The sequence below is a fragment of the Micromonospora sp. NPDC023644 genome (assembly GCF_040640115.1).
Lineage (GTDB): Bacteria > Actinomycetota > Actinomycetes > Mycobacteriales > Micromonosporaceae > Micromonospora.
Genome location: NZ_JBFABA010000001.1, coordinates 206020 through 219718 on the forward strand (window position 1 = coordinate 206020; position 13699 = coordinate 219718).

The window sequence follows — 13699 nt, forward strand, 5'->3', positions numbered from 1 at the left end:
GTGCGCCCCGGGCGACCCGTGGCAAGTCCGGGGCGACCCGTGGCAAGCCCTGGGTGACCCGTGGTGGGCCCCGGGGGCGACCCGGGGCGGGCGCCAGCCTGGCCGGCCCGGACTGACGCGCGCGGGCGGGGCGGTCAGCCGGCCGCGTCGACCACCGCGCGGGTCTGGAGGGCGATCTCGCGCTCCTCGTCGGTGCCGACGACGCAGACGGTCACCTCGGCGCCCTCGGGCGAGATGACCCGGTCGCCGGCGGCGGCGTTGCGCTCCGGGTCCACCGCGATGCCGAGCCGGTCCAGGCCGGCCAGGGCGGCGGCGCGGACCGGCGCGGCGTGCTCGCCGACGCCGGCGGTGAAGGTGACCGCGTCCACCCGGCCGAGCAGGGCGTAGTACGCCCCGACGTAGCCGGTGATCCGCCGGCAGTAGACGTCGAAGGCGAGCGCCGCCGCCGGGTCGCCGTCCGCCCGGCGCGTGAGCACCTCGCGCATGTCGTTGGCGCCGGTCAGCCCGAGCAGGCCGCTGCGGTGGTTGAGCAGGTCGTCGATCTCGTCGACGGAGAGCCCGCCCTCCCGGCGCAGGTGGAAGATCACGGTCGGGTCCAGGTCGCCGCTGCGGGTGCCCATCACCAGGCCCTCCAGCGGGGACATCCCCATCGAGGTGGCCACACTCCGGCCCCCGGCCACCGCGCAGGCGCTCGCGCCGTTGCCGAGGTGCAGGGTGATCGTGTTCACCTCCGCGTACGGGCGGCCGAGCAGCTCGGCGGTGCGCCGCGACACGTACGCGTGGGAGGTGCCGTGGAACCCGTAGCGCCGGATGCCGTACCGCTCGGCGGTGTCCCGCTCGATCGCGTAGGTCGCGGCGGCCTCGGGCAGGGTGTGGTGGAACGCGGTGTCGAAGACGGCGACCTGCGGCACCTCCGGCAGCGCCGCCCGGGCGACCTCGATGCCGGTCAGGTTGCCGGGGTTGTGCAGCGGCGCGAGCGGGACCAGGTCGCGGATCGCGGTCAGCACCGCGTCGTCGATCAGCACCGGCTCGCCGAACCGCTTCCCGCCGTGCACCACCCGGTGCCCGACGGCGGCCAGCCCGGTCAGGTCCAGCCCGTCGAGGATGCCCCGGACGGCGGTCTCGTGGTCGGCCGGCCCGCCGCCAGCCTCGCCGACCCGCTCCACGGTGCCCTTGTCGACCACCCGGTCGCCGTCGAAGAGCCGGAACTTCACCGACGACGACCCGCAGTTGAGGACGAGGACCCGCTCCTGCGGGGCGGCGGGACCGTTCATGACGACTCCTCGGTGGCGGCGGCCTGGATGGCGGTGATCGCCACGGTGTTGACGATGTCCGGCACGGTGGCGCCCCGGGACAGGTCGTTCACCGGTCGGCGCAGGCCCTGCATCACCGGCCCGACGGCCACCGCCCTGGCCGAGCGCTGCACCGCCTTGTACGTGTTGTTGCCGGTGTTCAGGTCCGGGAAGATGAAGACCGTGGCCCGGCCGGCGACGTCGCTGCCGGGCAGCTTGGTCGCCGCCACCGCCGGGTCGATGGCCGCGTCGTACTGGATCGGCCCCTCGACGAGCAGGTCGGGCCGGCGCTCGCGGACCAGCTTGGTGGCCGCCGCGACCTTCTCCACGTCGGCGCCCGCCCCGGAGCTGCCGGTGGAGTAGGAGAGCATCGCGACCCGCGGCTCGATGCCGAACCGGGCGGCGGTCTCCGCCGAGGAGATGGCGATGTCGGCGAGCTGGGCGGCGTCCGGGTCGGGGTTGACCGCGCAGTCGCCGTAGACCAGCACCCGGTCGGCGAGCAGCATGAAGAAGACGCTGGAGGCGACCGAGACGCCCGGCACGTTCCGGATGATCTCGAACGCGGGCCGGATGGTGGCGGCGGTGGTGTGGGTCGCGCCGGAGACCATCCCGTCGGCGTGGCCCGTCTGCACCATCAGGGTGCCGAAGTAGTTGGGCTGGGCGACGATGTCGTGGGCCAGGTCGAGGGTCACGCCGCGGTGCGCGCGCAGCTCGGCGTACGTGGCGGCGAACTCGTCGCGCCACTCGCTGGTGACGGGGTCGACCACCTGCGCGCCGGTGATGTCGATGCCCAGTTCGCGGGTGCGCCGCGCGATGTCGTCCGGGCGGCCGAGCAGGGTGATGTCGGCGACGCCCCGGCGCAGCAGGATCTCCGTCGCCCGCAGGATCCGTTCCTCCGCCCCCTCGGGCAGCACGAGGTGCCGGCGCCGGGCCCGGGCGCGGTCGATCAGGTCGTACTCGAACATCAGCGGGGTGACCCGCTCGGAGCGGCTGACCCGCAGCCGGCGGGCCAGGTCGTCGGTGTCCACGCAGCGCTCGAACGCGCCGAGCGCGGCCTCCACCTTGCGCGGGTTGGCCGCGCTGGGTCGGCCCTCGATCCGGCTGGACGCGGCGACGGTGTCGTAGCTGTCGCTGGGCACGGAGAGCACCGCGAGCCCGGTGTTGAGCCCCTCGACCAGCCGCATCGCCCGCGGGTCCGGCTGCTCGCCGAGGGTCAGCACCAACCCCGAGACCGAGACCTGCCCGGCCACGTGCGCGGCGCTCGCCGCCACCAGCAGGTCGGCCCGGTCGCCCGGGGTGATCACCAGCGCGCCCTCGGTCAGGTGGTCCAGCAGCGTCGGCACGTGCGCCGCGCCGACCACGTAGTCGAGCACGTCGCGGCTGAGCGCGTCGTCGTCGCCGGCGAGCAGGGTGGCGCCGAGCGCCGCCGCCACCTCGGCCACCGTCGGCGCCGAGACGGTCGGCACCTCCGGGATGGCGTACGTGGGGACGGGCAGCTCGGGCAGCGTCATCGGGCCGGGAACCCGGTTGGCGATCACCGCCAGCACCGTCGCCCCGAGGTCCTCCAGATCGTGGTACGCCCCGCGCGCGGCGGCCGCGATCGCCGCCGGCTCCTGCCCGAAGCCGTCGACGACGGGCACCACCACGCTGCCGAACTCGGTGGCCAGCCGGGCGTTGAAGGCCAGCTCGCGGGGACCGGCCCCGTCGCCGCCGTCGGCGAAGTCGCTGCCCACCACGACCACGGCGGGGCAGCGCCGCTCGACCTCCCGGTACCGCTCGACGATGCCGGTGACGAGCTCTTCCCGCCGCCCGTCGGCGACCAGCGCGGTCGCCTCGGCGTAGCTGGTGCCGCTCAGGTCGGCCAGCGGCAGCTCGATCCGGTAGCGGTCACTGAGCAGGGCGAGGATCGGGTCGGGACCGTCCCCGCGCACCAGCGGCCGGAACGCGCCGATCCGCTCGACCTGCCGGGACAACAGCTCCGCCAGGCCGAGGGCGATTGTCGACTTCCCGCCGCCGGACCCCACGCTGGTCAGGTACACACTCCGCGCCACGCACCCACCCTAGAAGATCGCCGGGCACCCGGCTCGGGTCCAGGTACCCGTTGATCACGGAAACATGGCCCTGTCGTGGCCGGGCTACTCGTCGTCGGGGTCGTCGAGGCGGGCGAGCCAGGTGGCGAAGCGCTCGATCGGGGTCTCGAACTCGGGGTTCAGGTCGACGAAGTCGCGCAGGCGCTCGCCGAGCCACTCGACGCTGACGGACTCCTCGCCGCGCCGCTGCACCAGCTCCTCGATCCCGCGGTCCGTGAAGTACATGCTGTCGTTCCTCGCTCGTCTGTGGGGCGTCCGGGTCGTCCGACCCGTGCCGTGGACACCGGCCGGACCGCCCGGGCGGGGGGAGGCCGGACGCCGACCGGGGCAGAGCCGTCGTCGTGACGGTCCCTGCCCCGGTCGGCGGTGGTGCGTCAGGTCACGGGCGGGGCAGGGCCGCCTCGATCAGCGCGGTCTGCTCGACCTCGTGCATCTTCGCCGAGCCGACGGCCGGGGCCGCCGCCGCCGGGCGGGAGATCCGGCGCAGCCGGACGTCCGCCAGGTGCTCCAGCAGGTTGAGCGCGACGAACGACCAGGCTCCCTGGTTGGCCGGCTCCTCCTGCACCCAGGCGAAGTCCTCGGCGTTCGGGTACGCCGCCAGGGCGGCCCGGATCTCCTCGACCGGCATCGGGTAGAGCTGCTCGATCCGGATGATCGCGGTGTCGGTGACGCCGCGCTCGTTGCGGGCCTGGAACAGGTCGTAGTAGACCTTGCCCGAGCAGAGCAGCACCCGCTTCACCTGCTCCGGCGCCGGGGCACCCGAGTCGGGCAGCACCGGCTGGAAGGTGCCGGTGGTGAAGTCCTCCACCGGGGAGACGCAGAGCTTGTGCCGCAGCAGCGACTTCGGCGTGAACACCACCAGCGGCTTGCGCTTCGGCGACAGCGCCTGGCGGCGCAGCAGGTGGAAGTAGTTCGCCGGGGTGGTCGGGATGGACACCCGCATGTTGTCCTCGGCGCACATCTGCAGGAACCGCTCCGGGCGGCCGGAGGTGTGGTCCGGGCCCTGGCCCTCGTGGCCGTGCGGCAGCAGCAGGGTGACCGCGGAGCGCTGGCCCCACTTGACCTCGCCGGAGGAGATGAACTCGTCGATCACCGACTGGGCGCCGTTGACGAAGTCGCCGAACTGCGCCTCCCAGCAGACCAGCGCGTCGATGTTCTCCACCGAGTAGCCGTACTCGAAGCCCATCGCCGCGTACTCGCTGAGCAGGGAGTCGTGCACGAAGAACCGGGACCGCTCCCCGTCGCCGGTCAGCGACTGCAACGGCAGGTAGTCGTTGCCGGTCTGGGCGTCCACCACGGAGGCGTGCCGCTGCACGAAGGTGCCCCGGCGGGAGTCCTGCCCGGCGAGCCGGACGGTGACCCCGTCGTGCAGCAGCGTGCCGAACGCGATGATCTCGCCGAAGCCCCAGTCGATGTTGCCCTCGACGGACATCTTGGCCCGCCGGTCGAGCAGCTGCTGGATGCGCTTGTGCGGGGTGAAGCCCTCCGGCAGGTTGACGTGGGCCTCGCCGACGGCCCTGACGACGGCGGCGACGGTGGCGGTCTCCACCTGCGGCTCCGGCTCGTCCTCCCGCTTGGGGCGGCTGAGCTGCCGGGGCGTGGTGGCCGCGTCGCGGGTGGCCTTGAAGACCCGCTCCAGCTGCGACTGGTAGTCGCGCAGCAGCTCCTCCGCGTCCTCCACAGTAATGTCGCCGCGCCCGATCAGCTCCTCGGTGTAGAGCTTCCGGACGGACCGCTTCGAGTCGATGATCTTGTACATCTGCGGGTTGGACATCGACGGGTCGTCGCCCTCGTTGTGCCCGCGCCGGCGGTAGCAGACCATGTCGATGACGACGTCCTTGTTGAACGTCTGCCGGTACTCGAAGGCCAGCCGGGCGACCCGGACCACGGCCTCGGGGTCGTCGCCGTTGACGTGGAAGATCGGCGCCTGGATCATCCGGGCGACGTCGGTGCTGTAGAGGCTGGAGCGGCTGTACTCCGGGGCGGTGGTGAAGCCGACCTGGTTGTTGACCACCACGTGGACGGTGCCGCCGGTGCGGTAGCCGCGCAGCTGCGAGAGGTTGAGGGTCTCGGCGACCACGCCCTGGCCGGCGAAGGCGGCGTCACCGTGCACCGCCAGCGGCAGCACGGTGTAGCCCTCCAGCTTGAGGTCTATCCGGTCCTGCTTGGCCCGGACGATGCCCTCCAGCACCGGGTCGACGGCCTCCAGGTGCGACGGGTTCGCCACCACCGAGACCTTGACCGCGTGGTCGCCGTCGGGCGTGGTGAACTTGCCGTTCTGGCCCAGGTGGTACTTCACGTCGCCGGAGCCCTGGGTGGAGCGCGGGTCCAGGTGCCCCTCGAACTCCGAGAAGATCTTCTCGTACGGCTTGCCGACGATGTTGGCCAGCACGTTGAGCCGGCCACGGTGGGCCATGCCGATGACGACCTCGTCCAGCCCGCCCTCGGCGGAGGCCTCCAGCACCTCGCCGAGCAGCGGGATCAGCGACTCGCCGCCCTCCAGCGAGAAGCGCTTCTGCCCGACGTACTTGGTCTGGAGGAAGGTCTCGAACGCCTCGGCGGCGTTGAGCCGGTTGAGCACGTGCTTCTGCTCTTCGGGCGACGGCTTCTCGTACTTGCGCTCGATCCGCTCCTGGATCCAGCGCCGCTCCTCCGGGTCCTGGATGTGCATGTACTCGATGCCGACGCGCCGGCAGTACGAGTCGCGCAGCACGCCGAGGATGTCGCGCAGCTTCATCCGCTGCTTGCCGGCGAAGCCGTTGACCGGGAACTCGCGGTCGAGGTCCCAGAGGGTCAGCCCGTGCTGGAGCACGTCCAGGTCGGGGTGCTTGCGGATCTTGAACTCGAGCGGGTCGGTGTCGGCCATCAGGTGGCCGCGCACGCGGTAGGCGTGGATCAGCTCGTGCACCCGGGCGGTCTTGTTGATCTGGCCCTCATTGTTGACCGCCACGTCGCGCATCCAGCGCACCGGCTCGTAGGGGATGCGCAGCGAGGTGAAGATCTGGTCGTAGAAGTTGTGCTCGCCGAGCAGCAGCTCGTGCATGACCTTGAGGAACTCGCCGGACTGGGCGCCCTGGATGATCCGGTGGTCGTACGTGCTGGTGAGGGTGATGACCTTGCTGACGGCCAGCTCGGCCAGGGTGGCCTCGGACATGCCCTGGTAGGGGGCCGGGTACTCCATCGCCCCCACGCCGATGATCGCGCTCTGGCCCTGCATGAGCCGCGGCATCGAGTGCACGGTGCCGATGCCGCCCGGGTTGGTCAGCGAGATCGTCGTGCCCGAGTAGTCGTCCATGGTCAGCTCGTTGCGGCGGGCGCGCCGGACCACGTCCTCGTACGCCTGCCAGAACTGCCGGAAGTCCATCTGCTCGCAGGCCTTGATGGAGGGGACCACCAGGTTGCGGCTGCCGTCCGGCTTGGTCAGGTCGATCGCGATGCCCAGGTTGACGTGCTCCGGCCGGACCATGGTCGGCTTGCCGTCGACCTCGGCGAAGGAGTTGTTCATCTCCGGGTGGGCGACCAGGGCGCGGACCATCGCGTACCCGATGAGGTGGGTGAAGCTGACCTTGCCACCGCGCCCACGGGTGAGGTGGTTGTTGATCACGATGCGGTTGTCGACCAGCAGCTTGGCCGGGACGGCGCGCACGCTCGTGGCGGTCGGCACGGCCAGCGAGGCGTCCATGTTCTGGACGATCTTCGCCGCCACGCCGCGCAGCGGGGTGGTCTGCGGGCCGGTGGCGGTCGGCTTGGCCGCCGCGGGCTTGGCGGGGGCCGCCTTCGCGGGCGCCGGCCTGGCCGGGGCGGCCTTGGCGGCGGGCTGCGCGGGCTTGGGCTCCGCCTTGGGCTCCGGCTTCTTCTCCGCCGGCTTCTTCTCCGCCGGCTGCGCGACCGCGGTGGCCGCCTCCTGCTGCCCGGCGGGCTCCGGCTTGGCGGCCGGCTTCGGGGCCTGCTCAGCTCCGCGCGGCTTCCCGGCGCCGGGCGCCGGGCGGTAGTCCGCGAAGAAGTCGTGCCAGGCCGAATCGACGCTGGTGGGGTCGGCGAGGTAGCGCTGGTACATCTCCTCGACGATCCACTCGTTCGGGCCGAAACCCGCCAGTGGGTTCTCCTGCGAAGTCTGCTGGGTCGACACGGCCGGTAATCGCCTCTTTCACGCGGGTTTGTGTGTCACGCGGTGTCCGGTGACGCCCTGCCTTCGAGCGCGCACGAGACGGCTCCCAGGCTACGCCGTACGGATGGCACAGGCATTTCCGCCTCCACCGGGTGGCCGGTTTCACAGAAGATGCCAGAAGTTCACCAAACGCTGCGTGTTCGGGCGACTGCTGGTAAGGCCCGGTGTGGGGATCGGCCCCAGTCGCGCGGCGGCGGGAGTGGTGTCCGGCACCACCCCCGCCGCCGCCCGGACGCGTCAGGAGATGTCGCGCCGCCGGGTGATCAGGACGCCGACGACCCCGCTCACCACCGCGTAGCCGATCAGCACGAGCGCGCCGACCCACCACGCCGGGGTGAAGTCCGTCTGCCCCTCGCTGACCATGACCGTCGAGGCGACGGCCGGCCAGATCACCTGCCACTTGACCACGGCCTGGCTGTCCAGCACGTTCGCCAACAGCATGAACAGCAGCCCCACCACCTGCGTGCCGACGAGGTAGAGCACCGCGGCGGTGATCACCGCGCCGAGCTGGTTGGTGATCAGCGTGCCGATGCCGATGCCGAGGACCGTCCAGATCGCGTACGCCAGCAGGTTGAGCAGCAGCGCCCGCTGCACGGCCCACTCGCCCAGCAGGGTGCCGTGGCCGTTGGCCGACAGGAACACCGCGCCGGCGGCCAGGTCGATCAGCGTGGTCACCAGCCAGAAGCCGACGCCCAGCAGGCTGGCCGCGACCAGCTTGCTGAGGATCACCGACGTGCGCCGCGGCGTCGCCAGGAACGTCGTGGTCGCCGTCTGGTGGAAGAACTCGTTGGTGACCATCAGGATGCCGATGAGCATCACGAACATCAGGCCCAGGTACTGCCCGGAGGTGTAGAGGTTCGCGGCCTGCGCCCCCGCGGAGGCCTGGTCGCCCGTGACGCCCAGGTTGTCGCCCTTGCCGCTCAACGTCTCGTTGGCGACCCAGGCGTTGAACGCGAAGGCCAGCACGATCGACAGGAACGCGGCGATGGCCAGCCACCACCACGTGCTGGTGGTGCGGATCTTGAGAAGCTCGGACCGGACGAGGTTCATCGGATGCCCGCCTTTCCGGCCGTCAGCTCCAGGAAGACCCGTTCCAGGTCGGGCCGTTCCGTGGTCAGTTCGTGCAGTTCGACGCCCGCCGTCAGGGCGACGCGGCCCACGGTCGGGGCGTCCACCCCGCCCACCAGCAGGACGCCGTGCTCGTCGACGTCGACGATGGCCGGCCCCTCCTTGAGGGCGGCGGTCAGCGCGTCGGCCTGCGGGGTGCGGACCCGGACCCGGATGCCCTGCGCCATCGAGCCGATCACCTGCTCGACCGTGCCCTGCCGGACCAGCTGCCCGGCCGCGATGATCACCACGTCGTCGGCGAGCAGCTGCATCTCCGACAGCAGGTGGCTGGAGACCAGCACCGTGCGGCCCTCGTGCGCGAGGTTCTTGAGGAACCCGCGCATCCACCGGATGCCCTCCGGGTCGAGCCCGTTGGCGGGCTCGTCGAGGATCAGCACGCGGGGGTCGCCGAGCATGCCGGCGGCGATGCCGAGCCGCTGCTTCATGCCGAGCGAGTAGCCCTTGAACTTGCGCTTCGCCGCCGGGGTCAGCCCGACCTGCGCCAGCACCTCATCGGCCCGGTGCTTCGGCAGCCCGGCCGCCGCGGCGATCACCCGCAGGTGGTTGATGCCGGTGCGGCCCTTGTGCGCGCTTGACGCCTCCAGCACGGCGCCGACGTGCCGCAGCGGGTCGGTCAGGTCGGCGTACCGCCGCCCGCCGATGGTCGCCGTCCCGCTGGTCGGCGTGACCAGGTTCAGCAGCATCCGCAGCGTGGTGGTCTTGCCGGCGCCGTTGGGGCCGAGGAAGCCGGTCACCCGCCCCGGTTGGACGGTGAACGACAGGTCGTTGACGGCCCGGACGTTCTTGTACTGCTTCGTCAGGCCGGACACCACGATCTGACCGTCACCGGTGGGGCTTCTCTGCCCGTCAGTCATTGCTCTCCTTCGTGCGGTGGCGTCGGGGTACGCCGTGACACAGCGTGGCGGGCGCGCGCAACCAGGTCAATCAGGCGCACTTCCTAGATCCACCTCCGCCTCAGGCAGGAGGCCCTCATCCCCAGGGACGATTATCCGACGTCGTCCGCCACGGCGATCCAGGTCGCCCGGGCCCAGGCCAGCAGGGTGCCGTCGGGGGCGTACAGGCTGGTGTGCACGATCGCCTTGCGCCCCTCGCCGCCGACCGTCACGCCGGTCACCACGCACTCGTCGCCCGGCTCCGGCAGCGCCGCGACCACCGCCGCGATCCGGCCCAGGACGTACGGCCGGCCGGGGGCGATCACGGCCCAGCCGCCGGGGCAGTCCAGCGCGGCCCAGACGGTGGGCGTGGTGACCGGACCGGGCACGCGGAACGGCGCGGCGGTGCGGCCGTCCGGCAGGCGACCCGGAAAGATCCGCAACCCGTCGGCGCGGTCCGGGCCGCAGACGTAGCAGCCCGGGAAGGGATGGTCGACCAGCCCGGGGTACGCCGCCGAGGCGGCCCGCGCGGCCGGCAGGTCCACCGGCGGCACCACCGCCCGGGGGTCCTCCGCGGGGCGGACCTGGGCGACGACCAGGCCCTCCGGGTCGCGGACCTCCCCGTCGCCGAGAGTGAGCGGGGTCTCCAGCGGGGGCGGGCGACGCAGGGTCACCTCGACCGGCCCCGGGCCGCCGGCGCCGGCGGCGAAGACCCCGGCGCTCCAGCCGCCGTTGCCCGAGCCGGGTGGCCCGTTGAAGCGCGACTCGATGATCATCAGACACCTCCGGCGAGGGCGCCCGGCCCCGTCGCCGGTGCGCCCCCGGCAGCCTCGCACGCCGTCGGCCCCGGTGTTCGTCCGGCGCTGTGCCACTGTTGGCCCGTGCCCAGGACCTACCTGCCGGCCAGCCCGACCCGCGAGGCGGCCCGGCGTCGGCTCCGCTCCCTCGCCGGGTGGGAGCTGCTGAACGTCCCCCTGCAGGCGTGGCTGTGGTTCCAGCTGGTGGGCCTGCCGCTGACGGCGGTGAACCTCGCCGGCTTCGGGGCGCTCGCGGCCCTGCTCGTGGTGGGCGCGGCGTACTGGGCGCTCAAGCTGCGGCAACTGCGCCGCGGGGAGCCGCGCCTGCCCGGCCGGCGGCACTTCGCCACCGCGCGCGCCGCCCTGCCGGTCCTCCTGGCCGCCGTGGTCGCCGCGTGCGCCGTGGCCGCCGTGCGGGCGCCCGGCGCGCAGTCGTACCCGGGCCTGGCCTTCGGCATCTTCGCCGCGCTCGAGTACGTCAACTACTTCCACGTCCAGCTCATGCACGACAACCGGGCCGACCTGCGGCGCCTGGCCACGGTGGGGTTCCGGCGCTCGCATCTCGCCCGGGACCTGCGCGCCACCCGCTGAGACGAGCGCCAGCCCCGCCGCCGCGACACCGGCACGGGCCGTTCACCTCATCGACACCCCTCACCCCGCCGGCCGGCAACCCGGGGCGCCTACACAGGTCCCATGGCCGTTCTGCACGCCGCTGGCGCACCCCTGACGACCAGCGGTTACACCCTGCTGATCGCCGACGACCCGAGCGAGGTCGCGGCCGCGCAACGCCTCCGGCACGAGGTGTTCGCCAGCGAACTCGGCGCCGTCCTGCGCCCGGGCTCCGCCGGGCTCGACGTCGACGACTTCGACCCGTACTGCGACCACCTGATCGTCCGGCAGGAGAGCACCGCGGAGGTGGTCGGCACGTACCGGCTGCTCCCGCCGGGGCGCACCGACCGGCGGTACGCGGAGACCGAGTTCCACCTCGCCGCGCTCGCCCCGCTGCGCGACGACCTGGTCGAGGCCGGCCGGTCCTGCGTGCACCCCGACCACCGCTCCGGGGCGGTGATCAACCTGATGTGGGCCGGCATCGTCCGCTACCTGCACCTGCGCGGCTCGCGCTGGCTCGGCGGCTGCGCGTCGGTGCCGGTGGCCGACGGGGGAGGGGCCGTCGCGCGGGTGTGGGACGAGGTCTCCGCCCGGCACCTGGCTCCGCCGCGGCTGCGCGTACGGCCGAGGCGCCCCTGGTTCGCCGAGCCGGGTGCGGCGACCGGGCCGGCGGCGGTCGACGGCCCGGCGGCGGGAGCCCTGCCGCCGCTGCTGCGCGGCTACCTGCGCCTCGGGGCCTGGGTCTGCGGCGAGCCGGCGTACGACCCGGACTTCGGGGTGGCCGACTTCTACGTGCTCTTCTCCCTGGACCGGATGAACCCCCGCTACCTGCGGCACTTCCTCGGCGGGGCCGGGCGGTGAGCGCGGTCGGACGCCTCTGGCTGCCCGCGTCGGGGTGCGGGCCGGGATGTCTCCCGGTCGACGGCGAGGTGCCGGCCGTGTCGCCGGCCCAGCGGGTGGGTCGGCTGCTCGCGGTCCTCGGGATGCTGGCGGCGGGGACGGTGCTGGCGGCGCTGCTGCCGGTGCTGCCGGCCGGCGGCCGGGCGGCGGCCCTGCGCGGCTGGGCCCGGTGGACGCTGCGCGCGTTCGGCGTGCGCCTGGTGGTGCGCGGCCGGTCGCCCCGGCGGCGGGCGCTGCTGGTCGCCAACCACGCCTCGTGGCTGGACGTGCTCGCGCTGCTGGCCGTCGCGCCGGCCCGGATGGTGGCCAAGCGGGAGGTCCGGTCCTGGCCGCTGGTCGGGCTGCTCGCGGCCGCGGCCGGCACCGTCCTCGTCGACCGTTCCCGCCCCCGCGACCTGCCCGCGACGGTGGCCCGGGTCACCGCCGCGCTGCGCGCCGGTCGCCCGGTGGCGGTCTTCCCGGAGGGTACGACCTGGTGCGGCACCGCCGACGCGGTCGGCTGCCGGCCCGGCCGGGGGTTCCGCCCGGCGCTGTTCCAGGCGGCGATCGACGCCCGGGCGCCGGTGGTGCCCCTGCGAATCGGCTACCGGTGCGCCGCGACGGGCGCGCCGACCACGGCGACGGCCTTCGTCGGCGACGACGACCTGCTCCGCTCGGTGCGTCGGGTGCTCGCCGCCCGGGGCCTGGAGGTCCGGGTGACCGTCTCCGCCGCCCTGCATCCCGCCCCGGACGCGGACCGGCGGCTGCTCGCGCGCGCGGCCGAGTCGGCCGTGCACCTCGCCGCCGCCGCGCCGGGCGGGCGCCGACGGGGGCTCGACCTGGCCGCCTGACCTCGGGCGACCGCCTTGTCGCGTCGCGATGTATCGCGTTAGTGTCCGGTCATCCGACGGGCCCGCGACGGCGGCACGTCGCCGAGGGAGGACACCCGATGGCCGACTGGGTCGTGCACGCCCCGCAGCGGATCGGCTTCCCGCAGGCGCGGGGCAGCGCCGCCTCGGGGGCCATGGTCGACAGCGAGGGCGTGCTCGGCGCGGGTGGAGGTACGCTCTGCGCGTCCGCCACCTCGGGCAGCATCGCGCTGCTCGCCCGGCCGGCGGACCACGACGAGGAGGAGCTGCCGTGACCGCCGTGTTCAGTCACGGGCGGCTCCGGCTCTACCTGCTCAAGCTCCTCGACGACGGCCCGAAGCACGGCTACGAGCTGATCCGCCTGCTGGAGGAACGCTTCCTCGGCCTCTACGCGCCCAGCGCCGGCACCATCTATCCCCGGTTGCAGCGGCTGGAGGCCGACGGGCTGGTCACCCACACCGCCGCCGGCGGCCGCAAGGTCTACGGGATCACCGAGGCGGGCCGGGCCGAGCTTCGGCAGCGGGCCGGCGAGCTGACCGCCCTGGAGGCGGACATCGCCGCCTCGGTCGAGGACCTGTCCGCCCTCGCCGGGGAGATCCGGAACGAGGTACGCGGCTCCGTCCGCGACCTGAAGCGGGAGCTGCGCGAGGCGGCCCGGCAGACCCGCCGTACCCGCTGGGCGCCCCCCGGCTTCGGCCCGACGCCCGCCCCCTCGCCCGGCCCCTCACCCACGCCCCCCACCGGCGCGTCACCGGCGCCCGGTCCCACAACCGCGCCCGGGTCGACGCCGCTGGACGAGTTCGACCAGCGGCTGGCCGCCTTCGCCGTCGAGGTGGGCGCCCTGGTCCGCGCCCGCCGGCCGAGCGACTCGCAGCTGCGTACGGCCGTCCGGTTGCTCGACGGCGCGCTGGACGGGCTGCGTCGGCTGCTGCGCTGAGCCCGGCGGCCGCTCACAGGTTCTTTCCAGCGACCGCCCAGCGCGGACGCAGCGAGAG

At 73.5% G+C, this 13699-nt stretch carries 12 protein-coding genes; 5 read left to right on the forward strand and 7 right to left on the reverse strand.

Features of this window, described 5'->3' with window-relative positions; all coding sequences use genetic code 11:
- Window positions 1-134 precede the first annotated feature (134 nt).
- The 7 genes from AB0G08_RS00990 to AB0G08_RS01020 form a co-directional block, all read right to left on the reverse strand.
- Window positions 135-1274 (reverse strand): acetate kinase, encoded by a 1140-nt coding sequence (locus AB0G08_RS00990; RefSeq protein ID WP_358081244.1) that lies wholly within the window; start codon window positions 1272-1274, stop codon window positions 135-137.
- Window positions 1271-3343 (reverse strand): phosphate acetyltransferase, encoded by a 2073-nt coding sequence (pta, locus tag AB0G08_RS00995; RefSeq protein WP_358081247.1) that lies wholly within the window; start codon window positions 3341-3343, stop codon window positions 1271-1273. The genes AB0G08_RS00990 and pta overlap by 4 nt, the downstream gene beginning before the upstream one ends.
- Window positions 3344-3427: 84 nt before the next feature.
- Window positions 3428-3607 carry a DUF6104 family protein gene (locus tag AB0G08_RS01000; protein WP_358081249.1) on the reverse strand — a complete coding sequence of 60 codons (180 nt, stop codon included), beginning with the start codon at window positions 3605-3607 and terminating at the stop codon, window positions 3428-3430.
- Between the two features lie 154 nt (window positions 3608-3761).
- Window positions 3762-7511, reverse strand: a complete 3750-nt coding sequence (locus AB0G08_RS01005; RefSeq protein ID WP_358081252.1) for a multifunctional oxoglutarate decarboxylase/oxoglutarate dehydrogenase thiamine pyrophosphate-binding subunit/dihydrolipoyllysine-residue succinyltransferase subunit — start codon at window positions 7509-7511, stop codon at window positions 3762-3764.
- Window positions 7512-7787: 276 nt separating this feature from the next.
- Window positions 7788-8600 (reverse strand): ABC transporter permease, encoded by an 813-nt coding sequence (locus tag AB0G08_RS01010; protein ID WP_358081255.1) that lies wholly within the window; start codon window positions 8598-8600, stop codon window positions 7788-7790.
- Window positions 8597-9532: an ATP-binding cassette domain-containing protein gene (locus AB0G08_RS01015; protein WP_358081258.1), complete on the reverse strand. Its 936-nt coding sequence runs from the start codon at window positions 9530-9532 to the stop codon at window positions 8597-8599. The genes AB0G08_RS01010 and AB0G08_RS01015 overlap by 4 nt, the downstream gene beginning before the upstream one ends.
- A gap of 131 nt (window positions 9533-9663) precedes the next feature.
- A complete protein-coding gene (locus AB0G08_RS01020) occupies window positions 9664-10326 on the reverse strand; it encodes a hypothetical protein (protein ID WP_358081261.1) in 663 nt (220 codons plus the stop codon).
- 105 nt (window positions 10327-10431) lie between these two features.
- Between AB0G08_RS01020 and AB0G08_RS01025 the strand changes: the two genes are divergently transcribed.
- The 5 genes from AB0G08_RS01025 (at window position 10432) to AB0G08_RS01045 (ending at window position 13641) form a co-directional block, all read left to right on the forward strand.
- On the forward strand, window positions 10432-10938 hold the full coding sequence (locus AB0G08_RS01025) for a hypothetical protein (protein ID WP_358081263.1): 507 nt from the start codon (window positions 10432-10434) through the stop codon (window positions 10936-10938).
- A gap of 102 nt (window positions 10939-11040) precedes the next feature.
- Complete coding sequence (locus tag AB0G08_RS01030) at window positions 11041-11817, forward strand: GNAT family N-acyltransferase (protein WP_358081266.1); 777 nt, start codon at window positions 11041-11043, stop codon at window positions 11815-11817.
- Window positions 11814-12686, forward strand: coding sequence for a lysophospholipid acyltransferase family protein (locus AB0G08_RS01035; protein ID WP_358081269.1), 873 nt, complete (start codon window positions 11814-11816; stop codon window positions 12684-12686). Before AB0G08_RS01030 ends, AB0G08_RS01035 begins: the two co-directional genes overlap by 4 nt.
- 98 nt (window positions 12687-12784) lie before the next feature.
- Entirely contained in the window at window positions 12785-12979 is a 195-nt protein-coding gene (locus AB0G08_RS01040) for a hypothetical protein (RefSeq protein ID WP_358081271.1), read from the forward strand.
- The gene (locus AB0G08_RS01045) at window positions 12976-13641 is read left to right on the forward strand and encodes a PadR family transcriptional regulator (protein WP_358081273.1); all 666 of its coding nucleotides are present in this window, start codon (window positions 12976-12978) and stop codon (window positions 13639-13641) included. The genes AB0G08_RS01040 and AB0G08_RS01045 overlap by 4 nt, the downstream gene beginning before the upstream one ends.
- Window positions 13642-13699 lie beyond the last annotated feature (58 nt).

What these genes read in the sequence shown, in the direction of transcription:
- AB0G08_RS01040 (WP_358081271.1), top strand. Translation starts at nt 12,785, where the DNA reads ATGGCCGACTGGGTCGTGCACGCCCCGCAGCGGATCGGCTTCCCGCAG.
- AB0G08_RS01020 (WP_358081261.1), bottom strand. Translation starts at nt 10,326, where the DNA reads ATGATCATCGAGTCGCGCTTCAACGGGCCACCCGGCTCGGGCAACGGC.
- AB0G08_RS01030 (WP_358081266.1), top strand. Translation starts at nt 11,041, where the DNA reads ATGGCCGTTCTGCACGCCGCTGGCGCACCCCTGACGACCAGCGGTTAC.
- AB0G08_RS00990 (WP_358081244.1), bottom strand. Translation starts at nt 1,274, where the DNA reads ATGAACGGTCCCGCCGCCCCGCAGGAGCGGGTCCTCGTCCTCAACTGC.
- AB0G08_RS01000 (WP_358081249.1), bottom strand. Translation starts at nt 3,607, where the DNA reads ATGTACTTCACGGACCGCGGGATCGAGGAGCTGGTGCAGCGGCGCGGC.
- AB0G08_RS01015 (WP_358081258.1), bottom strand. Translation starts at nt 9,532, where the DNA reads ATGACTGACGGGCAGAGAAGCCCCACCGGTGACGGTCAGATCGTGGTG.
- AB0G08_RS01010 (WP_358081255.1), bottom strand. Translation starts at nt 8,600, where the DNA reads ATGAACCTCGTCCGGTCCGAGCTTCTCAAGATCCGCACCACCAGCACG.